Here is a 23697-nt window from a genome sequence, read left to right as displayed (position 1 = left end):
AGTATGGACATAAATGATTTCAAAATGACGAAGGTAGGCAAAAGTTAATGGCAAAAGCAGCAAAAATAGAGTTTGTTTGCACCGAATGCGGAATGAACTACCAACGCTGGCAAGGACAGTGTCGCTGTGGCGCATGGAATACCTTAGCCGAATTTAAGCCCTCAGCAGGGCAAACTAAAAAAGCAGCAACGCGCAGCGTTGTTGGCGGCTATGCTGGTGGCGTTGGCGGTGGCTCGAAAAAAATTAATGACATCGCAACCACCGAAGCCGAAAAGCAACTAACCGGTATTGGTGAACTTGACCGAGTATTATCAGGTGGCGTAACCACAGGTTCTGTGAATATTATTTCAGGCGATCCCGGAGCAGGTAAAACGACTTTATTATCGGATTTAGTCGCGCGCATGTCACAGCGTATGCCATCACTTTACTGCACCGCAGAAGAGTCGTTATCGCAATTTAAAAACCGTGTTAATCGTTTAAAGCTCGATTACAACCCAGACGAACTGTATTTGTTATCAGAAACCAGTGTTGAAACCATTATCGACGAGCTTGAAAAAAATAACATCAAGTTTGCAGTAATCGATTCTATTCAAGCGGTTGTTACTGATACCGCAAACGGCAGCCCAGGTTCACCGTCACAAGTTAAAAGTGCCGCGCAAGCGCTTACACAGTACTGTAAGCAAAACGACGTCACTATGTTTATTATTGCCCACGTAAATAAAAATAATGAAATAGCGGGGCCGCAAACCTTAGTGCATATTGTTGATGCGTTATTACATATCGACACTAACGATGGGCAAATACGTACCTTGCGCGCCAATAAAAACCGCTTTGGTGACATTGATACTGTAGGCATTTTTAGAATGTGCGAACGCGGTATGCTAAGTGTTGATAACCCCAGTGAAATATTTTTATCGGGATCAAGTACCGACTCACCCGGTTCAACCATTACTTGCATTCGAAAAGGTAACCGCAACTTGTTGCTCGAAATACAATGTTTAACCACCGAAACCGAGGCGGAGTTTCCACAGCGAGTGTGCGTAGGTTTAAATATGAACCGAATAAAAATGCTCACTGGTATTTTACGCAAGCACACTAAAACCAAAATCTTTCATGATACGTTTTTTAATATTGTTGGCGGGCTGAGAATTGATGAAACCGAAACCTGTATCGATTTAGCCTTAGTGACTGCCTTACTCAGTAGCTTAAATGAGTTTGTTGTACCGCGTACCACCTGCATAATGGGCGAGCTGAGTTTAAACGGTGACGTACGGCCAATCGACAGTGGCGTGCCACGCGTTAAAGAAGCTGCCCAACATGGTTTTACCGAAATATTTATTCCATTTCGTAATTACCATAAATCAATGGAAGGGCTGGGCGCTAAAATAACCCCAGTTAAAACAGTGCATGAACTGCTAAGTTTAATTAATTAGCCACGCTCAAAAAAGTGCAAATCAATTTGCACTTACTTATGCTAGGCCTTATCAAAGGTATTATTGAATGATACGCTTAGCAAAATCTTAAGTCTAAAGCCGTTAGAGACTAAGCTAAATAACAACGGTGATAATAGAAATCGTAATAAGGAAATAGAATGAAAAAACTCGCAATTGTTGCTGTTGTTGTCGTTGCGGCTATCGGTGGTGTTAGCTATGCAAATCATGCACTGACTCAAGAAGTTAAAGTAGAGGTTGATCGTCAGCTTGCATTAATGAGCCAGCAAATGGGTGTAACAGCCAGTTATGAAGATATTTCGGCCAGCGTGCTTGGGCAAAGTGTTGAAATATCAAATATGCAAATCACTGGTTTTGATCAGCAGCTAGTTGCTAATATTGCGAGCATTGAAGTGGCGGGATATGAAGTAGATAAAATTGCTCCTCGTACCGAGTTGAGCATAAAAAACTTTACCTTCAGTGAGCATTTTTTAGCGCAGTTACCACCAGACGCTAACAATAAACTCGCTGCTGCTAGTTATGATCTCCATACATTGATGAACTATGATGAAAAATCAGGTGATAGTGATATCGACTTTGCGCTTAATGCTAAAAATATTGTAGGCCTTAATTTTAACCTTGGTCTAGCAAAATCAACCGCATTGATGAATGCTTCATTGGCGCTGAGCAAAATGCAGCAACAACTAGGTAGTCAACAGCCGACTTTAGAGCAGCAATTACAGCAACAAACCTTACTAATGGAGGCGCTTGCAGAGCTTGAACCACGCAGCATCGAAATTGCCCTCAATAACGAAGGTGAATTTAAAGCACTCGTTGAACAAACGCTTGAAAAGCAAGGTATGACGCTGGAGCAAATGCAGCAAATGGTCAATATGCAGCTACAACAAGCGCCAGTCAGCGAGGAACTGAGTGAAGCGATTAAAAACTTCACGCAAGGCTTAAGCTCATTAACCGTGTCAGCAAGCTTGCCAGAAGGGCAAACCATGACCGAAATTAACCAACAGATCTTCACCCTAATGGGGCAACCAGAAGAATTGGCAGAGTTTATAAATTTAAAAGCGAAGGGCGAATAGCTCTTAGAGCTATAAGTTGTAAGCCTTAAGCGGTAAGTTTAAGACAAAATACAGTTTTGAGTTATTTTAAAGCGCGAGTTAATCTCGCGCTTTTTTATTGGCGATTCGGGTGAGGGACTAGGATTTAGGCGCTAGGAACTAGGAAAAACCAAAGCAGGTCGGCGTAAAATTTATTATCGTAGGTTGTGGTTCAGAGCAACGAAACCCAACGGTGAAAATTAAAGTTTAGAGATTGTTTCAAGTGGGAAACTGACGTTGATATAGATTTAGGATAATAACTCATTGAATAATCAAGCTGTTGTTTGCTCCCATATTCAGGAAAATGAGCGACACGCGTATCTTTATCTGCTTTATTTTCCTGTATTCATAAACAGTTTTGATTTTTTTTAACAACTCGCGGGTTTATTTCTTGTGATTTACAATAACAAAATAACAACAAAGATAAATCCCTTGATTTACATTTAGATACAGAGTTAGACTGAAATTATTAAAAAACTCAAAGGATTTTCTGTCTGCAACTTGTGGGTTTAGATCCTTTGAATAAACTGTTATACATCCTTGAGGTACGTCACATTTTAATCCGAGCTATAAACAGTCAGAGGAAGTTAAAGCCTTATTTTTATTCGCAGACTGTGAAAGTAGGTTCTGTTGGTTGCACCTTAGGAATTATCGTTGCGTACAACTTGTTCTTTGTAATAGCTTCCAGCTTAGGTATTGAGGCTGATGTGCCTATTCGTAGCTATAGTGGTGGTTTAATGTCGGCCGCATTCGCCTTGTGTATATTGGCTTTGGCAGTCTCGCTGTATATATTTTGTCTAGTATCAGGCGCTATTTATTATGGCTTTAAACTCAAGAAAGAACTTATTAGTAAAGATGAATTCATGAATATTGTATTCAAAGGGGTTTACCCAACTCGTTGGCAAAAGAGGTTGTAAGGCGGATGTATAACAAACCAAGTCAGCGGGAATTTTACTCGCTGAAAAACACTCACAAAATCCCCTGCTTGGGGCGTTATGTTTTATTCTCGTTTTGAGTGTAAATGCGGTAGAAAACCAGAGTTTATAATTTTTTAATTTGAATAAGAAGGTATCGAATCATGTTCGTAGTTTCCCTTACATATGTTTGTGATATGAGTGAAGTTGATAAGCATCTGAATAGCCATATTGAATATTTGAACAAACAATACTCAAATGGTGTATTTCTAGCATCAGGTAGAAAAGAGCCTCGCATAGGTGGGGTGATCTTAGCTAGAGCAGAAAGCAGGGAGGCTTTAGAACAAATATTATCTGAGGATCCATTTAAAATTTACGGTTTGGCTAGCTATGAAGTAACAGAGTTCATTCCTAGTAAAACGTCACCTGAATTAGAATTTTTAGTTCAGTAATCAAAAACATAACAAGTCAAATCACTGGACGCATAACGGCTGTCGCGGTTTTTTGCTAAAAACCAAAAGCCGCAAAAACAGCGCCAACCTACGCGCCAGTGTTTGAGGCGTTAGGCCTCATTCTATAAATCGAGAGTATAATGGAAAACTCAAAAAGTACGGTTCGACAACGAGCTGATGAAATTAAAGAATATCAATGTAAAAACCTGATTGCAGTCTTAGAAAATCCAATGGATGTAAAAAATATTGGGTCTGTTATTAGAAATGCAAATGCTCTAGGTGTAGAAAAAATATATGTAGTTGATAGCCGAAAATCCTTACCTGATGATTGGGAAGAAATTCGAGAGAGAAAATCACTTTCCAAGATATCTGTTTCTGCTTCAAAATGGACTTTCGTGAAACGCTTCGATAGTACTGAAGAGTGCCTAGATCATCTTGAAGCCAATAGATTCACTTCAGTAGTAACTTCACCTCATATAAAGGGAAAACAAAACTTTGTGTTACATGAAGCTGATTATACACAACCTAAACTTGCAGTTTGGTTTGGTAATGAAGCCCGTGGCGTAAGTGATTTAGTCATTGAGAAAAGTGAGGCTTGTATATCTATACCAATGTTTGGAATGATTGAGAGTTTAAATCTAGCAACAACGACTGGTATAGTTCTTTACGAAGTTACAAAGCAAAGGCGTGAGTATCAAGCTAAATACAAGCGTGCTAATCGCAAAAAGGCCTAACAAGTTGCTTAAACGGAATAAAAACAGTTGGCCATCGCTCCGCGATTATAGCCAACCATTTTTATCCGCTTAGCAAGGCGTTAGGTACCTAATCGTGGTCGAAGATTTCAAATCTATGCCTCTAATATTGAAATTCATAACAGCACACGGATTATTTTGCTTTTTGTTTTTCCTGTCGGCTGTAATACCTGGCTTTGATGTGAATTTTTCCTACAAAGGTCAGTCAATGGGTTTTGATGAAATTTGGCAAAATGATTTGGGTGTTCACTTAATTTTAATAGGTTTGTTTTTTCCTACTAGCGCTATTTTACTTATTAAAAAATGGCAATATTGCCGCCAGTTTTATGCTTTTGTTATTTTAGCAACTTTTGTCATTCCAAACGCTAATGGCGATAGTTTTATCTATTTACCTTTTGCTTTAATAGTTCCATGCTTGCTTATTGCTTATCTATTCAAGTACGATAAAGCTAAGGTGTACTTCGGTACCTAACAAGCTAATAAATAAGGACTAAAAACAGTTTGCTGTTTTCGTTCCTCAACATTTTAGCAAACTATTTTTAGCCCATTATTAGGGCGTTAGGTGCACAGGATAAAATTTTGAATATAGTGCGACTTTTGGTAATTTTTATTTCGTTGTTTTTGGTTTCTTGTACTACCGGCCAACTACGGTATGTCGACTCTCAAGGTAATGAGAAGCTCGGTTGTGACGTTGAATTTGTAGGGTTACCAAGTGTCGATAAATATGCTGTTGAGTACGCATTGAGTTTGTGTGCTAAAAGTATCGTGAAAAAGGGTCACACAATAAGTGAAACCTATTTGCTTGAAGTTGACACTGCCATTCCTGATGCACCATGTGGTGAAATCTGGACGCACCAATTAGCAAAGCGTCAATATAAAAGCGACATCCTTTCAAAAAAGGATTACGGCTATATAGTCGCGCACATAGATTTGGGGCTGGCAGTTGTAAATGAATGCACCTAACAATCCAAGTCATCGGAAAACCACTCACTGGCTGCGCCAAAACGTTCGCGTTTTCCGCTGCTTGGGGCGTTAGGTGTCTATGAAAGTTGTCTACATTTACGGTTTTCAAGGGATGTTTGTTGGAAACTCAGAATATGACTATGTTGAGCCTGAAATTGGTGTTGTTCATAAATGTATGGTGTTCATAGCTCAAGATATTGATGAGTTAAATTTTGATCGGGCATTAATTGAAGTTAAAAAATATGGCTTCGACCAAGTGATAAATTTAACAGGTAACACCTTGAAGGTAGAGGTGCTTAATACCGACACTTATAAAGGTTTTACTGGTTTTTATACAGAAGCACTTGAAGAAGGAAGTTCACTTGTTTACTACCCAAACACCTAACAAACTGCTCAAGTTCGCAGCAAAATACGCTGCGGGACAGTTACTCGCTGGCTTCGCCAACAACACTCGCAACTGCCCCTTAGCAGGGCGTTAGCTTTTAGGAGACATTGTGCACTCAATAGATTATCAGGGCGTATTAACCCATCTTGAAAATACTTTCACGGAACAAGTTTCCTCTGATAGTCCAACGAACTTGTTATGCTTGAAAGCTAGTAATGATTTCGTTGAGGCCGATGTGAAGGTAATGATTTTTGGTCAAGAAACCAACGATTGGGAGTGTGAGTTTCCACACTCAGGTGGAGTATCCCATTTGCTGAATGTATACGACGATTTTTTCAACAAAGGAAAGTGCTTTAGTTATAGCGGACAGTTTTGGAATGCTTTCTCAAAAATACAGGAACGACTCAGGCATGAATTTTCTTTTGATTCTAAAACTGTTGGATTTGTCTGGAATAATGTGATTAAAATCGGACGCTGTGGGGAAGTTGGGGCACCATCTAAAGTTGTTTTAGAATGGCAAAATTCCGTGCTAGAGCTCACTAAGAAAGAGTTAGAATACTATAAGCCTGATATTGTAATTTTTCTATCTGGTCCAAACTACGACAAACATATTTCTAACATATTTGATGATGTTTCGTTCTCTAGTATCAACGACCGTTCAGAAAGACAGCTAGCAAAGGTTTCATCGCATCATTTGCCAGAGAAGACTTTAAGAACATACCATCCAGGCTATTTATGGAGAAGCGGATTTTATTCATACCTGGATGATATGGTGCAATTCATTAAAAGCTAACAAGGGTTTTCAAGACGGACAAATTACAGTTGGCTTTTTGTTCGTGCCTCACTTATTTTAGCCAACTGCAATTTGCCGCTTAAAACGGCGTTAGCTACCCAGGGGAATTAAGTACGTGCCGTTTTTTGGTTTTTTGTTTTTCTTTCTCTTTGCCATATTTGTGGGTGTGTCTTCGCTTATAAATGTATGGAAGTACGTAAAAACGAGAAAGGTAATTTACCTTAAAAAACTTGGTGTAATTTGGGTGTTACCTAGCATTCTTGTTGGGCTTGCTCTATATGCTCATTTTCCAATAACGAAAGAGCGTGTCGTAGGACTTTACGAAATAGATAGTAGCTTTTACCCAGGCAGAAATTCTGACTGGCAAAAAGAACATTTTACTTTTGAAATAACAAAAGATGATAAGTTTCTTTTTAATGAAAAACTCAAAGATGGAAGTGTTAAAACAGTTCAAGGTGTAATCGAGTGGTATAGGGACTCACCACCAATGTTATTCCGGATAGTCATGGAGCAGGAACACGAATTGGTAGATCAATATCCAGCTCTATACAGGGGTAATCGGAAGTTTTATTACGTTTTTAAGTCTAAATTCGGTAACATGTTTTATCGAAAGGTTCAGTAGCTAACAAAGCTATCAACCTGACCCAAATTACTACGCGATTTTGTGCAATTCGCTGCGCTCATTGTCGCACAAAACTGCTCCATAATTTGGGCAGGTTATAGCGGCGTTAGCCGAAAAAGGAAGTACGGTGAATAATCTAAACTACTGGTTACTTAAACAAGCTCATATTATTTGGATCGCTTCAATAGTGAATATAGGGCTTGGAGTTGTTATTCCTGATTTTGATTTCGTTGAAAAAAGTATTAGTTATGTTGCATTAGAAGATCCAATTTATGCTTATACCCACCGTATAGCTGACATTATCATTGGGTTATCTATGTGTGGTTTCGCATTTGCAATGCAATCACTCTCGCTAAATCGATTTTCTACCGCAATGTTAGCAACATCTTTATTTGGTATAAGCATGATTAGTGCGGGAATTTGGACACTCGAAACTCCGCTTCATCTTTTGTATAACTTATCAATATTCATGATTATTGCTCCTATGGCTTTTGCACTTGAGTTTAAAAATGTAATTAAATCTAGTGTATTTGAAAGTTTATCTGTTGCTGTTACTGTATTGCATGTTTTTATGTTTTGGCTTATTTACGCAGGGTTTATTCCTCAAGAAATTAATGGTTTAATCCAAAGGTTATGGGCAATTCCTACAATGGGCTGGTTCGGTATTGCTGCGTATAAACTTGCATGTTGCCAATTTTCGGCTAACAAGAAAATCAACAAGGACACGTAACAGTTGGCTACGTTTCGCTACACATTATAGCCAACCATTACTTAGCCTGTTATTTAGGCGTTAACTTCTTAGAGGTCACGACAAGATGGATATTGGTAACTGGATTTCGGTCTTTATGGCCTTGATTGCAACGGCGTCCGTAGTCGTCACTTACGCTGTCTTTCGCTCATCTACTGATCCAGTTGTTATTGTCTACGCCGATCCCGACATTAAACGACCTTCATTTGTAAACCTTATTATCAAGAACATCGGTAATGGAGCGGCACACAGCATACAGTTTAATCCAAATCGGCCGCTTCCCTACGAAGCATTCAGCATCGAGGTACCAGAGAAAATGCCAGCATCGATGGAGGTTGGCCCCATCGTGACAGGAATTCCATTTTTAGCACCGGGTCAGAAAATCACCTTAACTTGGGGGCAGTATGGTGGCCTTTACAAGTATATCGGCGATGAGCCGATACAAGTTGAATCCCAGTACTATGCAGTGGGAAATCCGAAATTTTACTCTAGACGGTTAAGCGCAACGTCCTCTCTGGATATCCGAACATTTGAGCGTAGTGAATCGGCAGAGCACGGATATGGGCCTAACTTGGTGAAGGAGTTTAAGGCCCTCAATCAGTCAGTTGTCTCAGCCACCAAGGGGATTCAACAGATTGCAGACCGAGACAAAAGTTAACAAGCGCAGGCACAGCGACGGCTTTTTCATTGCGGCTGCGCCTCCATTAAAAAAGCCGCGCGTGCTGCGGGCGTTAAGTGCCTATGGGAGATGCGTTGAAATTTAGCGACTTACAAAATATCAATTTTCTAAGGTTTGAAGCGGAAAGTTCTATTAAACGACTGCAAAATGAATATGGAATCGATGCTCCTAAATCAGTAATTGAACAATTTTATATTGACCATAGTGATAAGTTTCAATTTCAAGAGCTGTATGGTGCAATCGACTTAAACTCGATCGAGTGGCAACTTGTAGAAATACCTACAAGTAAAATGCTTAATTTAGGTCGCTCTGCTACCCACCCTGATTTTATTCTAGAAGTTTCAGAAGACGCTTCTCACTATGACGAAATTGGTGATTCAGCAATAGATTGCAGAGAAAATGTTTTAGAGCACTGGAAGCAACACGGAACATGGATTACACCTCCTATATTTATTAAAGGTGAAGTACTAGGGAAGCCAGAAATAGATTTACATTTAGTTGAGGGGCATACTCGTGTTGGTTGTTTGTGTGGCTTAACAAATTATCAGGTTATTGAAGTTGCAAAAGTACATAAAGTTTATTTAGGTAAATTAAAAAGTGTTAATTAAATACTTATAAGGCAAATGAGTCATGGAGTTATCCGAAGAAATCGCGCGCAAGTTTATTCGCGGTATATATACATGTGATATCGATGGGGAGATTTGGACTCAGGCTTTTAGTTTTATATTGAAAATGTCTGATTCACTTGATTTTAAAAGAGATAAAATACATCTTCTTTGGACTGAAAATGGTGGCCATATAAGACGTAAGCTATCAGATGATATGCTTTTGCTTAAGATCCTTAAGCTTTCATTACCAAAATACGATGGTGATGATTTGGTTTTATATCGCGGTGAATGTAGATTTTTACATGAACAGAATAAAATTGGTTTTTGTTGGACTCCAAAACGTAGTGTCGCTGAAATGTTTGCTAGTGGGTTAAATTCTATTGAGTCAGGTGGTGTATTGCTCAAAGCCTATGCCCCCAAAGGATCTGTGTTGTCATCACCAAATAAGCATAGTGCAGAGCAAATGGAAGAGTTTGAGTATACATGTGATCCAACTGCACTGACTAAAGTTGAGGTTTTGCAATATTTTAAAAAGTATTGAATGTAATCAGCACTTAACACATATGAGCCTAAACTCTGTCAATAGGCACTAGTATTTTATTTGACCGTTTTTATATAGTGACGGTCAATTCTAAATCAATAAACAAATTCGTTTACTTCGTCTGTCGATGTGGCTGTTAAGCAAGTAGCTTACGGCAAACACATATAGGCGCGTTACTCAGTAATCGATTATTGCAATCTCATTGCAGCCTACTTTTTTGCATATCTTTAATGGGTTTTTACAAACATTACATAAAAGCTAGATACAAAAAAGCCCGCATATTTTATGTATCTGCGGGCTTTTTTATCAGTTCAAATAGACACTGATTCGTTGCAGTTTACTAAAATGTATAACTTGCGCCGATAAAGTATTGTGTACCGGTATGGCTGTATTCTCTCGTTAAGTTGAGATCTCCGTCTCCGGTACCATATATGCGTTCAACTTCGTCTGTTAAATTAATAATTTCCAGTGAAAGCGAAATGTTTTCATTCACATTATAAAATGCAGATACGTCTACATGAGTCGGACCAAACTTACGCTCTTGAGCATGGCCGTTTCCGGCTGGCTCTTGAAGTAGGTAATCATCGCGTTTGTTTAATGATATACGAGCGCCATAGTTTTCTTCATCATAATACAATGTTGCATTATAAGAATTGGGTGACAAGCCTGTAGAGTCTTGTGCGCTTACATGTGTGAAGTTAGCAACCACACCAAAGTTAGACAGCCAACCGTCTAAAAAGATAAAGGGTTGTTGATACATCAGCTCATAACCAGTCACGCTATAGCCGTCGTTATTATTGACTGGTATGCGGTGTGTATAGGTTTGCGATGCGGGGTCACCTAGGGGGGCTGTGGCTATATACTGAGGATCAGCGTAAATAGATGGCCAAAACTCTTCGTCTACCAGTTTTTCTACTTCTTCAGTATCAAGAGAGGTCACTATGTCTTTATTAAAAACATTAAAAGCAACAACAGCTTCTTCTGCGAAATACCATTCAACACTCAGGTCAACATCATTTGATTCATAAGGGTTCAGTCCAGGATTACCTAAGTTACCTACAGTAAAAGTCGTATACCCAAACTGCGGTGAAGCAATATTTAAACTACCTAGACTTGGGCGAGTCATGCTGCGAGCATAAGCAAAACGAGTCACTATATCATCGGTGACTTCAAGTGCTAAATTCATCGATGGTAAGAAGTTATTGTAATCGCGCGTAACCGACAAAGGACTATTGTTTATAATGGCTTCAGAAGTGACCTCAGTGTTGACATAGCGCACGCCAAAGTTAGTACGAAGATACATGTCACCAATTTCATGATCACTGTTTAATTCAAGGTAAAGGGCTTGTGTTTTCTCACCTACCACCCAGCCTTGAGCTGCATTATTGGTATAATTATGAGTAAGAATACCGTCGGCCTCTAGCTTATCAAAGTCAGCAACAAGAAAAGGAGCCAAAGTAGCGCCATCTAAGCCTTTACCAAAATCCGAATACGGAAATGGGGTTGTATATTTTGAAGGGTCAAAGGGAGTAAAGTCACCATCTGCCGTTCTATATTCTACTTCTCTGTCATTAAAGGCAAGTCCGGTTTTTATATCAAAGCTATCTCCGGCATAAGCGAGATCCAGTTTCACTGTGGTATTTGATTTTTTAACATCGTCACTACGATTAGAGGCATTGACTGCATCAAGGTAGTTATTAGGATCGGTCGTATCGTAATCGCCATAATCTACTGTCGCTGCATTTCCACTGCTGTAATCATAGGAGTAGAAGTGGGGAACCGATCGGTAGTAATAACGAATTTCTTCTCTGTCAGCGTCGTTTTTAGCCATACCAGCCATAAGGTCAAGCGACCAGCGATCATTAAGTTGAATATCGCCAGATAATACATACTGGTCAAATATCGAATCGGACACCTGGTATCGGCTTTCGTACCATGAGGTGACATTTTCAAAACTGCCAGCAACAAGGACTTTACCCGACTCATCGACTGTAAACGAAACGGGGCTTTGACCTTGGAAATCACCCGGAGCACCACGATTAACTAGCCACTCCATAGAGTTGTAGTTTCTGCGATCATTTTCTAACTCAGAATGCAATATATCCAATGTGAATAACATGTCGTCATTAGGCTTATATTGCAAAGAACCGGTAACCCCAATACGTTTTTGCTCATTCCCGAAAAAATCAGCCCGCGGTAACCGAGGTACCCATAAACAGGATATAGCTTCTTCAGCACCACAGTAATTACTAGGCGTTCCGTTGATGGTCGATAGCCCAGAAGTGTCACCCCATGTGCCATTACCAATTCGATTTGTTGGCTCCCAGCGCACGCTGCCAAAGCCTTCTTGACGCACACTTCTATCTGATACTGCGACCGAAAAAAGTGCACCAAAGGTATTATCAGCAAATGTATTACTGGCTAAGAAAGCAAATCTAGGGTCAACTTCACTGGTTAAATCATTATAGCCACCTTTAAGTGACAGGGTCGAATTGAAGCCGGGGTTATCAAAAGGGCGTGCAGAGTACATATCGACTGTACCAGCAATACCACCTTCTTCAATCGAGGCTGTTTGCGTTTTTTGAATATCTATACGGTTGAAAAGCTCTGATGCAAATACATGGAAGTCAAAGGCTCGACTATTGTTAACAGTTACGCCGCCAGAATCGAGACCATCACTTCCTGCGGGTACTTCCATACCGTTAAGCGTGGTTCGGGTAAAACCCGGGCTAAAACCTCGTAGAACAATATTACGACCTTCACCACCTTCGCGCGATATTGCCACTCCAGGAACTCGCTGAATGGCTTCTGCCACATTCAAGTCTGGAAACTTACCAATATCTTCAGCCATAATTGACTCACGAGTATTAGCTGCATCTCGTTTGGCTTCTAAGGCTTTAATTAAAGAACCACGAAAGCCTTTTACTTCAATGACCTCAACATCCTCAGATGCTGCTGGTTGAGATTCTTGAGCGTTACTAAAGAATGAACTTACGGTAAGGGCGGCAAGCACGTTAGTAGCAATTAAGCTTTTCATAAATGTGTGTGTTAGTTTCATTATTGCTTCCTTGGAACAAAGAGAGATTAAATTGCGCACTATTTGATAAGGTAGCGCGTTAAATTAAAAGTAGAGATGCTGTTACTTTGTTTACATAAGTTACCACTAATAAAATTTATTTTTATCAGATTGCCACCGGTGGCAGTTTGGTGTCAAGTTGTTTGTTAATATAATGTATGATTTGTATCGTTAGATCTGCGAGCTTTATTTTTGTAAAAAATAACACGCTGATTTTTTTAGGGAATGATATTTAAATAAATTTGCCACCGGTAGCATAATTTGTTAGAAATAAGTATTGAAGAAGATTTTTTGGATAAATACCAGTCCAATTAGTTGGAATTGCGTTACATGCTAACTTCGTTCACAGATAATCAGCTATGTTGCAAACTGTGACTGCTATGTAGAAGTTATGGCTACAGGTGTTCAGTTGCTGTCCCCATAAGATGAGAGCGATTGTGATATCAATAATAAAAGGGTGGTTACGACAGTGATTACAAAAAACAAAAGAACAAGTCCTTTAGCGCTTTTAATTACATTGTTTCTTGTATCATTTGGGGCGCGATCGGTAGTGGCTCAAGAGTACGCCACAAAGATGGTAGTCTCCAAAGATGGTACGGGCGATTTTACTTCCATTCAGGCAGCAATCAATGCAAGTAAAACTTACCCTTGGCATGACATAAGTATTTTCGTTAAAAATGGCGTTTATGCAGAAAAGGTAGAAGTTTACTCATGGAATACACGAATAAAACTAATAGGTGAAAGTAAAGAAAATACAATTATTACCTATGGCGACCATTTTAATAAGATAAATTTAGGTCGAAATAGTACCTTTCACACATATACATTAATGGTGCGAGGGAATGACTTTAGCGCCCAAAATTTGACTATTATTAATAGTGCAGGCGCGGTTGGGCAGGCTGTTGCTTTGCATATCGAGGCTGATCGAGTAAGCATAAATAACGTAGCTATCAAAGGCCATCAAGATTCCTTGTACCTAGCTGGCGAAGGGTTTCGCTCGTATTTCAAAGATTGTTATATCGAAGGCACCACAGACTTTATTTTTGGTGAAGGCACAGCAATGTTCGAAGACTGTGAAGTTAAGTCACTCAGTAACTCTTATATTACAGCTGCTTCTACCCCTAAAAATCAGGCGTTTGGATTTGTGTTTAATCGTGTGAAGCTAACTGCCAGTGCTGCTGTTGATAAAGTTTATCTTGGCCGTCCTTGGAGACACCACGCAAAAACTGTGTTCATTAACTCTGACTTAGGTCTGCATATTGCTCCTGAAGGTTGGCAAAATTGGGGGGATGTTAGTAAACAGGAAACCGTTTTTTATGCTGAGTTTAATAACTCAGGGCAGGGGACTAATAGTATTAAGCGAGTGGCTTGGGCGCATCAACTGAGTCAAGTCGAAGCGCAAGACTACACCATTAAAAACGTGATGCGTGGCTGGCAGCCAAATATAGTTAGTAAAAAATGATCTTACTTACTCGCCACAGGCCTACTTTAAACATGCTATTTTTACTATGTAAGGAAAACTTCACATGCAGTTACATGGTCGGTTAAAAACAATAAGCGGTACTATTCAGGGCTTATTATTTTTCTTTGGACTTATATGTCAAAGCTTATCTGCGAATGAACTCGTATCACCACGAGTTGATGCAATTGTTGATAAAAACAATGAACACGCTTTTGCCACCATTGCACAAGCTATTGAGCAAGCACCTAATAATTTATCTCAGCCCTATATTATTAAAATAGCCTCTGGTGACTATTATGAAAAACTCGTTATTAACAAACCTTTTATTACGTTATCAGGTGCAGGGGCTGATACTACTCGATTATATTTTGATGACTATTCAGGAAAAGCAACAGTAAATGGTGGCAACCTAGGAACATCAAACTCAGCCACGTTAACTATTAAATCACCCAATTTTAGTGTTGAAAACTTGCATATTGAGAACACCTTTGACTTTGCGTATTACGATGCGCTGAGTAACGAGGATCCAAAACGCGTATCAGGTCTACAAGCAGTGGCTGTATTGACCGACTATGGTAGTGATAAAGCATTGTTTAATCATGTAAAAATCAGTGGATATCAAGATACTCTTTACACGAAAGCAGGGAGATCTTTATTTATCAATAATACCATAAGTGGTCATGTTGACTTTATTTTTGGGGGCGGAGCCGCCGTTTTTTATAAGTCGAACATAGTGACTCGGGCTAGACCTAACAAACAGTTACCGATAGGTTTTATTACTGCACCAAGTACTAATATTGAGCAAGCATTTGGTCTGGTTTTTATTGATTGTGCTCTTAGCGCAGAGGAAGGGGTGCAAGACAATAGTATGGGGTTAGGAAGACCTTGGCATCCTACAACTACATTCCCTGATGGAAGGTATGCAGATCCTAATGCAATAGGACAAACAGTATTTATAGATACTTGGATGGGAGCGCATATTCAACAAGAAGCTTGGCATCCAATGGAAGGAACAGCTAGAGCCGGTGGGAAAAAGGTGTTTCGTGCAGAAGATGCTCGTTTTTTTGAGTACAATTCTTCCGGTCCTGGGGCATTTATAACAACGAATAGAAGACAGCTAAATGAGAGTAAAGCAGCATCTTTTACTTGGGAAAATATCTTGGGTGAATGGTATCAATCTCCCCGTATTCAACAAGCAATACAGCAGGTATCGACGCGTGAGGTTGTCAGTTCACTCAGTGGTGAAATGGCTGAGTACACCATTGAAAGTGAGTATCGAAAAAACAAGAAACAGTTTCCTTTTATTAGTCCGATAAACAAACCGGAAAATATCGAGCAAACAGCACAGTCTATCAGTGAACATTACAACTTAGCTTACAAAACGGTGGATGGCTCAACGCTGCACCTTGACTTATTTTATCCTAATAAAGCAGAGCAGGCTAAACCGTTGGTCGTAATGATCCATGGCGGCGGATGGAGGACTGGTAACAAGTCTCATCAAACGCCAACGGCACGCTGGTTAGCTGGCCAAGGTTTTGTGGCGGTAAGTGTCGAATATAGAACCTCTAAAATGGCGCTCTATCCAGCTGCAATGGCAGATATCAACGATGCGATTAAGTGGCTAAAACAACATCATAAATTATATATGATAGATACCAAAAAAATCGCGGTGTTAGGGGCGTCTTCTGGTGCTCATATGGCCACGTTATTCGGGGCCATGAGTACCAATCACGATACAAAATCGCCTTACGAAGCAGTGCAAGCAATCGTGAACATTGACGGCGTGGCTGATTTAACCTCAACAGCGGCGAGGATGTTTGAAGATAAACCTGGAAAGATTTCTTATGCAGCGCTTTGGTTAGGTGGGCGTTATGCACAAGAGCCAAAACGTTGGCATGCGGTTTCGCCGGTAGAATATTTAAGTAAACATACTCCAGCAACATTATTTATTAACTCTTCCCATGACCGTTTTCATGTTGGCAGAGATGCTTTTGTAGCGCAGCTAATTAAAAACAACGTCCATCAACAAGTGTATACCATACCCGATACACCGCACACCTTTTGGCTATTTCACCCTTGGGTAGACGAAATGCGCAGCGTACTTGCGTCGTTTCTCAATAAGGTTTTGGTAGAGGAAAACCCTCGCTAACGCCTCTATTGAGGAATTTAGTAATAGAGAAATCTTTGACCGAGTTGTGAAAATATTCTTAAAAGCGAGCCGTTATAGCAAATACAGTAAGATGTAACTTAAGTGAAACTTGTTTAATACAGACAATAAAACTGGCAATATTTCATCGGCTAAGGTTGAAAAAAGTATTATTCTTCATCCAAATAAAAGCCGTGCTTGATTTAACAAGCACGGCTTTTATTTTTTGACCAGCTGACAGCTGTTAGTGAAGAATACGTGCTCTGATCGTGCCTTCTACTGCACTTAGTTCTTTTAGTGCAATTTCAGAGTGGTCGGTATCTACGTCTATTACTACGTAACCAATCGCTTCGTCTGTTTGCAAGTATTGCGCGGCGATGTTGATGCCGTGCTGGGCAAACGCTTGGTTAATTTGGGTTAACACACCTGGGCGGTTGTGGTGTACGTGTAATAAACGGCTACGGTTAGCAAGCTCTGGCAGTGATACTTCAGGGAAATTAACAGCAGTAATAGTTGAGCCGTTATCTGAGTATTTTGCTAGTTTACCCGCTACTTCAATACCAATGTTTTCTTGCGCTTCTTGAGTTGAACCACCAATGTGTGGTGTTAAAATTACGTTGTCGAATTCGCGTAGTGGCGATACAAATTCTTCATCGTTTGATTTTGGCTCAACTGGGAATACGTCGATGGCAGCGCCGCTGATTTTTTTATCACGAAGTGCTTCTGCTAGGGCGTCAATATCAACTACAGTGCCGCGTGAGGCGTTGATCAAAATTGAACCTTGCTTCATCACTGAAATTTCCGCGCTACCAATCAGGTTTTTAGTCTGCGGTGTTTCAGGTACGTGTAAGCTAATAACATCAGCGCGTTGCAGTAGCTGCGTTAGGTTATGTACTTGTGTGGCATTACCTAGGGTTAGCTTGTCTTCAATATCGTAAAATTCAACGTTCATACCGATATTTTCAGCCATGATACCTAGCTGCGTACCAATGTGGCCATAACCAATAATACCTAGAGTTTTACCACGGGCTTCAAATGAGCCATTGGCGGTTTTTAACCAGCCGCCACGGTGGGCAATGGCATTACGCTCTGGAATACCACGGAACAATAGTAAAATTTCACCAAGTACTAACTCAGCAACAGAGCGGGTATTAGAAAACGGTGCGTTGAATACTGCAATACCGCGCTTGCGTGCGGCACTTAAATCAACCTGGTTAGTGCCGATACAAAAACAACCAACGGCAACCAGTTTTTCTGCCGCTTCAAGTACAGCTTCAGAAATATGAGTACGAGAACGAAGGCCTACAAAATGCACATCTTTAATGCGCTCAATTAGTTCGTCCTCAGGCAATGAGGTTTTTACATAATCAATATTGCTGTAGCCGTTACGTTTTAGCGTTTCTACAGCGCTTTGATGTACACCTTCAAGCAAAAGAATTTTAATTTTGTCTTTTGCTAACGATACCTTACTCATATCCTCATCCTATTTATCTAATTTGCGGCCCATTTTTGGTACCGATAATCACTTTATCTGCGCCACGGTGGGCAAATAAGCCGTTGGTTACTACGCCAACAATTTGATTAATTGTCAGCTCTAAATCTTTTGCTTGGCTGATCGACAAGTTATGTACGTCTAAAATAACGTTACCATTATCTGTTACCACGCCATGGCGATAAACTGGATCGCCGCCTAGTTTAAGCAATTCACGAGCAACATAACTGCGTGCCATTGGAATAACTTCTACCGGCAGTGGAAATTCACCCAAGGTGTCCACTATTTTTGTTTCATCAACAATACATACAAATTGTTTTGCTACAGCTGCGACTATTTTTTCGCGGGTTAGTGCTGCGCCACCGCCTTTGATCATTTCGTTCAGCGCATTTATTTCATCTGCGCCATCAACGTACACGTCAAGGGCATCAACATCATTGAGTTCAAATACTTCAAGACCGAGTGCTTTTAGTTTTTCGGTTGAAGCGTCAGAACTTGATACCACACCGCGTATGGTGTCTTTTACTGAGCCTAATGCATCAATAAAATGGTTTACAGTTGAGCCTGTGCCAACACCCACAATGGTGTCTTTTTTTACAAATTCGAGTGCAGCCCAAGCAGCTGCTTTTTTTAATTCATCTTGTGTCATGATTATGTGCTCAATAGGTGAGAGGGATTGCCATTAGTATATAAATAAATTGCTTACCAATGGTAGATTTTCTGTGGTGTGATTATGTAATTTAATGGTACATCCCACGATTCAACCGGTAAACTTGGAACATGTTGGCATTGATGTGCAAGGCCAATCAGTTGTGGTTTTTGCCAGTTTTCTTTTTCGTAGCGCGCCAAAGTTTTATCATAAAAGCCACCCCCCATCCCTAACCGGTTACCGTTATCATCAAATGCAACTAATGGCATTAGCAGATAATCAAGCTCCGCTAGTGGGCATATCTGACTACAATTTAACTTAGGCTCCAAGATACCATAGCGATTTGCCCTCATGGGTGAATTTTCTTCATAGCGCTGGAAGTATAAAGTAGTGCCGTTAAATGGGTGGATTACAGGTAGGTAAAGGGCGTGGTTTTTAGTCCAAAGATCTTTTATTAACAATGAGGTATCTAGTTCTGCGTCATTGCTAAAATAAATGCCAATATGGGCATTTTCAATAGTTTTTTGCTGTTTTAAGTGTTGAGTAAAATTCACTTTAAGCGATTCTGCGGCAATTTTTTGCTCGAATTTTGACAGTGAGTTACGTGCTTTACGGATTTGTTGGCGGATCAGTGCTCTTTTTTCGCTCATATTTATTTTTGCTTTATCTGTTAATTATCCATAAAACTGAATAAATCAGGGAATGCAAACGACAATCCTAGTACTACAAGCAAGACAACAACCATAGCTATAAGTGAATACAGCAGCATGTTACTGCGTTTTTTGATCGGCGTTGTCAGCTCTTCATCTAGCAATAGGTCGTCAGTTTGCCACTCGTCGCCTTCATCAGGATCTGGTTGTTGGGTTGTGGCTGGTAAGCGTTGCTCTAGGTCGTCGAGTTTTTCTTCGATGCGAATTAAACTACTGGTGATGTAATCAAGGGCGTTAAAAATACGCTCATCTCGCTGGTTGGTTGTATCGCTGCTACTTACCGCTGGTGTGTTGTTGGTTATTGGTTGCAGTTTACTTTTGATGCCTACGCTGGCAAGTAGCTTTGCTTGCTTGAGTGCTTTTTCTTTTTCACAAGGCGCAAATAGGGGTTTGTTTTCAAAAAATGCAGCTACTTTACTTTCAGGGGCTTTGAGCTTTACAGCCAGTTGTTTAATTGCATTCGATTGCTCAATATCTTGAGCTAGACCTGCATACATAACACGGAAGTTTTCAGTCATCTGTGTTTTCCAAAAACGTAAAATCAATAGTTTGAGTATATCCGAATTATCGATAAACAAAAGCCCGTAAAAACGGGCTTTTTTAATCCAGTGGTTTTAAGCGCTGTTTAATACTTCGCAGCTTCACCTTCTTTTGGTAGTGACTGTAAAATAAAATCACGTAAATCGTTATTTGATGTTTCTAAATCTGCATGGCGTAAATACATCATGTGGCCACTGCGGTAGCCTTTAAAGCTTAGGCGATCACGCATTTTACTACTTGGATCTAGTTGCCATAAAGTGTATTTAGCATCAAAGTAGTTAGTGGCACCATCATAGTAGCCTGATTGGATCATCACATTGAGGTATGGGTTTTGCGCCATTGCTAAACGCAGATTTTCACCAGTGTTATTATTGCTGCGATCCCACGGGTGTACATTACCAAACAGGTTATATTTTACGTCAGTTTTATAGTTAAGCTCTTCACGTAAGTAGTGATTGATGGCTGGTGTAAATGAATGCAACCATGATGTTAGCTCAGCCCAGTAGTCTGGAGATTCGCCAGCGTCACGCTTGTCCATGCCTAAATAACGCGAATCTAGACGGCCTAACGTTTGACCGCGCTCACGTAGTAGTTCTTTCCAAAAGAAGTTGGTAGGAATATCAAGGTTGTTTTGCGCAACAAACTTTTCAGATACACCGGCATACAGTGCCATTTGTTTAATGATAGCGCGTTTTTCTTCATCATTAATAAAGCCACCTTTAGCAAGTGCAGGAATTAGCTTGTTAACGGTAAAGTCTTCAACTTCTGGTAGTAATTCATCTAAATCTTTAGCTTGCAATGCTGGGCTTAAAGCTTTGTGATACCACGCCGTTGCAGCAAAGTAAGGTAGACGGTTAGCTGCTTTTATCGGACCGTCGCGTTTAATACCAATGTCTGTTGGTGAAACCAGCACAACACCATTGATATACATCCATTGACTGTTTTGTAATTCATGGGCAAGGCCTGATACGCGGGTTGTGCCGTAGCTCTCACCAATTAAAAATTTAGGTGAGCGCCAGCGCTCTGTGCGATTTACAAAGGTGTTTAACCATTCTGCTAGGTATTTAATGTCGGCATTGACACCAAAAAACATGCTTTTTTGCGCCTCTTTACTTGGTAATTCACCTTTATCGTTTTCAAGAATACGCGAGTAGCCAGTGTTTACTGGGTTAACGTAAACGATATCAGCAACATCAAGCACTGAGTATGGGTTATCTTTCACGCCATACGGTTGAATAGGGTAGCCTTCGTCATCAATTTTTAATACCCGTGGTCCAGTATAGGCTAAGTGCATCCATACTGATGCAGAACCAGGTCCGCCATTAAATGAAATTAATAATGGGCGTTTAGTGCGATCGTCAACTTTGTCGCGTTCATAATAAGTGTATTGCAATGTAGCAACGGCATCGCCTTTGTCATCCCATACCGGTTGTGTGCCTGTGGTTGCGGTATATGAAAAACGCTCGCCATTGATGCGCGCTTTATGTTCAGTGACAACTTTACTATCGACATCGATACGACGTTGATTTTCTGCATAACTGACTGTGCTTACACTCAAAGTAAGTATGGCCACAGAGACACTAATGATACTAATAAGCTTCATGGTGGATCCTTTAAACAATAGTTAACCTATTAAAGATAATTTTTAAGCAAATAACAAAGGGAATGAGACTAGACGACGATATTAATCGGTGAGCACTAGACATAAATATTATCAGTAATGCAAAGGCTATGCTTTTATGCGTATATTTTCAGCAATATATTTTGCTCAAGCTAATAATAAAGTATATTACCGCCTGTTATGACTTTTAGTTTTTTTATTCGTAAAAAGTTTACCCTCGCAATGTCCACCTGAAGTGTAGAGAAGATATATGCAAAGAGTTTTAGTTGTTGAAGATAGTAAAGTGGTCCAGCAGGTGTTGCGACACTTATCAGCTCATTATCTTGATGTTGCTGTCGATTTTGCCTGGTCACTTGCCGAGACCAAAGAATTCATTGCGAAGCATCAGTACACACTTGCTTTGGTCGATTTAACCCTGCCTGATGCGATGAATGGCGAAGTTGTTAAATATACCTTGGCGCAAGCTATCCCTACAGTGGTACTAACATCTACCATCGATGAATATAAGCGCCAGCAAATATTAGAGCTTGGGGTCGTTGATTATGTAATTAAAGATAATCGTGATTCATATCATTATGCGGTTAAATTAGTGGCGCAGCTATTACGTAATCAAGGTTGCAAAGCCTTAATCGCCGATGATTCAGTTTTAAGTCGTTCATTAATGAAGCAAATGCTCGAAAAGCAGCTGTTTGATGTGCAAGATGCGCATGATGGTGAGCAAGCTCTAAAAATACTGAAAAATGATCCCGAGATTAAATTGTTACTAACTGATTATGCGATGCCGACAATGGATGGCTTTGAGCTTGTTAAGGCGGTGCGAAATTTTCGTGGTCGTGATGATTTAGCTATTATTGGTTTGTCAGGTGCGGGTAAGCATGGTTTATCTGCACGGTTTATTAAATTTGGCGCGAATGATTTTTTAACCAAACCCTTTATGAATGAAGAGTTCCATTGTCGTGTATTACAGACTATGGAGCAGCTGTCACTGATAGCAGATATTAAAGAAAGTGCCTTTCGCGATGATTTAACTAATCTTTATAATCGCCGTTATTTTTATCAATTTGCCGAAAAACTGCTAAAAGAAACATCGTCTAACAATAGTTTAGCATTACTCGATATTGATTTTTTCAAAGCGATCAATGATAAATTTGGCCATGAAGCTGGGGATCAGGCTTTAAAGCAAGTAGCGTCTTTATTACGCAGTTCGTTTAAAGATTTTACCGTTGCCCGTGTCGGTGGTGAAGAGTTTGCGGTTGTATTAACTAATTTAGATTTGGAACAATCGTACTCTTTACTTGAAGCGTTTAGAGTGCGGTTGTCTGAGTATGATTTTGTGATCAATGGTGATGTATTTGCAATTACGGTAAGTATAGGTTTAACAAAATTTCAAAATGTTACGTTAACAAGTGCCATGCGCCTAGCTGATAAGGCTTTGTATCAAGCTAAAGAACAAAGTAGAGACTGTGTCGTCAGACAAAGCTAGGCTGCTGCACCAGTTCAGCTAATATGTTAAAAAAATGCACCTGTATGGTGCATTTTTTATGCGGTTAATTTGTTTTTATTATGTAATTTGTTGTTTTTAAAACGTTAAAAATAGTGGCACAAAGGTTGGATTGTCTTAGCAAACAGGATAACAATAAGCGTCCGAAGGGGGCCACTATGAAAATGATTAGTGCAATAATAAAGCCATTTAAATTAGATGATGTGCGAGAAGCGCTAGCTGATTTAGGCATTGAGGGGATGACAGTTGTTGACGTCAAAGGTTTTGGTCGTCAACGAGGTCATACAGAGTTGTATCGCGGAGCTGAATACCAGGTTGATTTTATTCCTAAAATTAAACTGGAAATTGCTACTCGTACCGAAAATTGTCAACGGGTCGTTGAGACCATTACCAAAATTGCATCAACAGGCAAAATTGGCGACGGCAAAATTTTCGTTTACGACTTAGATCAAATTGTCCGTATCCGTACGGGTGAATTAGATGAAGAAGCAATTTAAGGGG

The 23697-nt window shown here is 40.0% G+C and carries 24 protein-coding genes; 18 read left to right on the top strand and 6 right to left on the bottom strand.

The annotated features are described in order from the left end of the window. The first annotated feature begins 47 nt into the window (after window positions 1-47). The 14 genes from radA to H5163_RS06270 all read left to right on the top strand — a co-directional run bounded on the left by radA (window position 48) and on the right by H5163_RS06270 (window position 9999). On the top strand, window positions 48-1433 hold the full coding sequence (gene radA / locus H5163_RS06335; RefSeq protein ID WP_182719606.1) for a DNA repair protein RadA: 1386 nt from the start codon (window positions 48-50) through the stop codon (window positions 1431-1433). Between the two features lie 158 nt (window positions 1434-1591). Then, the gene (locus tag H5163_RS06330; RefSeq protein ID WP_182734701.1) at window positions 1592-2524 is read left to right on the top strand and encodes a hypothetical protein; all 933 of its coding nucleotides are present in this window, start codon (window positions 1592-1594) and stop codon (window positions 2522-2524) included. Window positions 2525-3156: 632 nt separating this feature from the next. Continuing rightward, entirely contained in the window at window positions 3157-3459 is a 303-nt protein-coding gene (locus H5163_RS06325; RefSeq protein WP_310736640.1) for a hypothetical protein, read from the top strand. Between the two features lie 161 nt (window positions 3460-3620). Then, window positions 3621-3908 (top strand): YciI family protein, encoded by a 288-nt coding sequence (locus tag H5163_RS06320; protein WP_182734700.1) that lies wholly within the window; start codon window positions 3621-3623, stop codon window positions 3906-3908. 140 nt (window positions 3909-4048) lie between these two features. After that, window positions 4049-4642 (top strand): RNA methyltransferase, encoded by a 594-nt coding sequence (locus tag H5163_RS06315; protein WP_182734699.1) that lies wholly within the window; start codon window positions 4049-4051, stop codon window positions 4640-4642. A 226-nt stretch (window positions 4643-4868) separates the two neighbouring features. Next, window positions 4869-5132 carry a hypothetical protein gene (locus H5163_RS06310; RefSeq protein WP_182734698.1) on the top strand — a complete coding sequence of 88 codons (264 nt, stop codon included), beginning with the start codon at window positions 4869-4871 and terminating at the stop codon, window positions 5130-5132. A gap of 116 nt (window positions 5133-5248) precedes the next feature. After that, window positions 5249-5623, top strand: a complete 375-nt coding sequence (locus H5163_RS06305; protein ID WP_404936308.1) for a hypothetical protein — start codon at window positions 5249-5251, stop codon at window positions 5621-5623. A 79-nt stretch (window positions 5624-5702) separates the two neighbouring features. Next, window positions 5703-6008 carry a hypothetical protein gene (locus H5163_RS06300; protein ID WP_145240751.1) on the top strand — a complete coding sequence of 102 codons (306 nt, stop codon included), beginning with the start codon at window positions 5703-5705 and terminating at the stop codon, window positions 6006-6008. Window positions 6009-6117: 109 nt separating this feature from the next. Next, the gene (locus H5163_RS06295; protein ID WP_182734696.1) at window positions 6118-6801 is read left to right on the top strand and encodes a hypothetical protein; all 684 of its coding nucleotides are present in this window, start codon (window positions 6118-6120) and stop codon (window positions 6799-6801) included. A 115-nt stretch (window positions 6802-6916) separates the two neighbouring features. Beyond that, entirely contained in the window at window positions 6917-7423 is a 507-nt protein-coding gene (locus tag H5163_RS06290) for a hypothetical protein (RefSeq protein WP_182734695.1), read from the top strand. A gap of 127 nt (window positions 7424-7550) precedes the next feature. Then, window positions 7551-8153 carry a DUF998 domain-containing protein gene (locus tag H5163_RS06285; RefSeq protein ID WP_182734694.1) on the top strand — a complete coding sequence of 201 codons (603 nt, stop codon included), beginning with the start codon at window positions 7551-7553 and terminating at the stop codon, window positions 8151-8153. An 85-nt stretch (window positions 8154-8238) separates the two neighbouring features. After that, window positions 8239-8829, top strand: coding sequence for a hypothetical protein (locus H5163_RS06280; protein WP_182734693.1), 591 nt, complete (start codon window positions 8239-8241; stop codon window positions 8827-8829). 95 nt (window positions 8830-8924) lie between these two features. Next, a complete protein-coding gene (locus H5163_RS06275) occupies window positions 8925-9458 on the top strand; it encodes a hypothetical protein (RefSeq protein WP_182734691.1) in 534 nt (177 codons plus the stop codon). 22 nt (window positions 9459-9480) lie between these two features. Continuing rightward, window positions 9481-9999: a hypothetical protein gene (locus tag H5163_RS06270; RefSeq protein ID WP_145241263.1), complete on the top strand. Its 519-nt coding sequence runs from the start codon at window positions 9481-9483 to the stop codon at window positions 9997-9999. A 340-nt stretch (window positions 10000-10339) separates the two neighbouring features. Here H5163_RS06270 and H5163_RS06265 read toward each other — a convergent pair whose 3' ends face one another. Beyond that, complete coding sequence (locus H5163_RS06265; RefSeq protein WP_182734690.1) at window positions 10340-13057, bottom strand: TonB-dependent receptor; 2718 nt, start codon at window positions 13055-13057, stop codon at window positions 10340-10342. Between the two features lie 487 nt (window positions 13058-13544). On the opposite strand from H5163_RS06265, the gene H5163_RS06260 reads away from it, so the two are divergent. Both H5163_RS06260 and H5163_RS06255 read left to right on the top strand, forming a co-directional pair. Continuing rightward, window positions 13545-14537 (top strand): pectinesterase family protein, encoded by a 993-nt coding sequence (locus H5163_RS06260; protein WP_257324046.1) that lies wholly within the window; start codon window positions 13545-13547, stop codon window positions 14535-14537. Window positions 14538-14601: 64 nt separating this feature from the next. Next, on the top strand, window positions 14602-16686 hold the full coding sequence (locus tag H5163_RS06255; RefSeq protein ID WP_182734689.1) for a pectinesterase family protein: 2085 nt from the start codon (window positions 14602-14604) through the stop codon (window positions 16684-16686). 241 nt (window positions 16687-16927) lie between these two features. Here the strand turns inward: H5163_RS06255 and serA are convergent, their stop codons facing one another. The 5 genes from serA to H5163_RS06230 form a co-directional block, all read right to left on the bottom strand. Further along, window positions 16928-18157, bottom strand: a complete 1230-nt coding sequence (gene serA / locus H5163_RS06250; RefSeq protein WP_145241268.1) for a phosphoglycerate dehydrogenase — start codon at window positions 18155-18157, stop codon at window positions 16928-16930. 13 nt (window positions 18158-18170) lie between these two features. Continuing rightward, the gene (rpiA, locus tag H5163_RS06245) at window positions 18171-18824 is read right to left on the bottom strand and encodes a ribose-5-phosphate isomerase RpiA (protein ID WP_145241270.1); all 654 of its coding nucleotides are present in this window, start codon (window positions 18822-18824) and stop codon (window positions 18171-18173) included. A 53-nt stretch (window positions 18825-18877) separates the two neighbouring features. Next, window positions 18878-19474 carry a 5-formyltetrahydrofolate cyclo-ligase gene (locus H5163_RS06240; protein ID WP_182734688.1) on the bottom strand — a complete coding sequence of 199 codons (597 nt, stop codon included), beginning with the start codon at window positions 19472-19474 and terminating at the stop codon, window positions 18878-18880. Between the two features lie 20 nt (window positions 19475-19494). After that, window positions 19495-20052: a hypothetical protein gene (locus tag H5163_RS06235; protein WP_145241274.1), complete on the bottom strand. Its 558-nt coding sequence runs from the start codon at window positions 20050-20052 to the stop codon at window positions 19495-19497. A gap of 107 nt (window positions 20053-20159) precedes the next feature. Continuing rightward, on the bottom strand, window positions 20160-21677 hold the full coding sequence (locus H5163_RS06230) for a S10 family peptidase (protein ID WP_145241276.1): 1518 nt from the start codon (window positions 21675-21677) through the stop codon (window positions 20160-20162). Between the two features lie 268 nt (window positions 21678-21945). On the opposite strand from H5163_RS06230, the gene H5163_RS06225 reads away from it, so the two are divergent. Both H5163_RS06225 and H5163_RS06220 read left to right on the top strand, forming a co-directional pair. Further along, complete coding sequence (locus tag H5163_RS06225; RefSeq protein WP_182734687.1) at window positions 21946-23178, top strand: diguanylate cyclase; 1233 nt, start codon at window positions 21946-21948, stop codon at window positions 23176-23178. A gap of 176 nt (window positions 23179-23354) precedes the next feature. After that, the gene (locus H5163_RS06220; RefSeq protein ID WP_016708666.1) at window positions 23355-23693 is read left to right on the top strand and encodes a P-II family nitrogen regulator; all 339 of its coding nucleotides are present in this window, start codon (window positions 23355-23357) and stop codon (window positions 23691-23693) included. The last annotated feature ends 4 nt before the right edge of the window (window positions 23694-23697 follow it).

It is taken from the genome of Pseudoalteromonas sp. SG44-8, assembly GCF_014164125.1.
Taxonomy (GTDB): domain Bacteria; phylum Pseudomonadota; class Gammaproteobacteria; order Enterobacterales; family Alteromonadaceae; genus Pseudoalteromonas; species Pseudoalteromonas rhizosphaerae.
The sequence above is the reverse complement of the archived record's forward strand: the minus strand, read 5'-3'. Positions and strand labels throughout refer to the sequence as shown.

Coding starts and splice junctions, on each gene's coding strand:
- radA (WP_182719606.1), top strand. CDS start 48: ATGGCAAAAGCAGCAAAAATAGAGTTTGTTTGCACCGAATGCGGAATG.
- H5163_RS06330 (WP_182734701.1), top strand. CDS start 1,592: ATGAAAAAACTCGCAATTGTTGCTGTTGTTGTCGTTGCGGCTATCGGT.
- H5163_RS06320 (WP_182734700.1), top strand. CDS start 3,621: ATGTTCGTAGTTTCCCTTACATATGTTTGTGATATGAGTGAAGTTGAT.
- H5163_RS06315 (WP_182734699.1), top strand. CDS start 4,049: ATGGAAAACTCAAAAAGTACGGTTCGACAACGAGCTGATGAAATTAAA.
- H5163_RS06310 (WP_182734698.1), top strand. CDS start 4,869: ATGGGTTTTGATGAAATTTGGCAAAATGATTTGGGTGTTCACTTAATT.
- H5163_RS06300 (WP_145240751.1), top strand. CDS start 5,703: ATGAAAGTTGTCTACATTTACGGTTTTCAAGGGATGTTTGTTGGAAAC.
- H5163_RS06280 (WP_182734693.1), top strand. CDS start 8,239: ATGGATATTGGTAACTGGATTTCGGTCTTTATGGCCTTGATTGCAACG.
- H5163_RS06270 (WP_145241263.1), top strand. CDS start 9,481: ATGGAGTTATCCGAAGAAATCGCGCGCAAGTTTATTCGCGGTATATAT.
- H5163_RS06265 (WP_182734690.1), bottom strand. CDS start 13,057: ATGAAACTAACACACACATTTATGAAAAGCTTAATTGCTACTAACGTG.
- H5163_RS06255 (WP_182734689.1), top strand. CDS start 14,602: ATGCAGTTACATGGTCGGTTAAAAACAATAAGCGGTACTATTCAGGGC.
- serA (WP_145241268.1), bottom strand. CDS start 18,157: ATGAGTAAGGTATCGTTAGCAAAAGACAAAATTAAAATTCTTTTGCTT.
- rpiA (WP_145241270.1), bottom strand. CDS start 18,824: ATGACACAAGATGAATTAAAAAAAGCAGCTGCTTGGGCTGCACTCGAA.
- H5163_RS06240 (WP_182734688.1), bottom strand. CDS start 19,474: ATGAGCGAAAAAAGAGCACTGATCCGCCAACAAATCCGTAAAGCACGT.
- H5163_RS06235 (WP_145241274.1), bottom strand. CDS start 20,052: ATGACTGAAAACTTCCGTGTTATGTATGCAGGTCTAGCTCAAGATATT.
- H5163_RS06230 (WP_145241276.1), bottom strand. CDS start 21,677: ATGAAGCTTATTAGTATCATTAGTGTCTCTGTGGCCATACTTACTTTG.
- H5163_RS06225 (WP_182734687.1), top strand. CDS start 21,946: ATGCAAAGAGTTTTAGTTGTTGAAGATAGTAAAGTGGTCCAGCAGGTG.
- H5163_RS06220 (WP_016708666.1), top strand. CDS start 23,355: ATGAAAATGATTAGTGCAATAATAAAGCCATTTAAATTAGATGATGTG.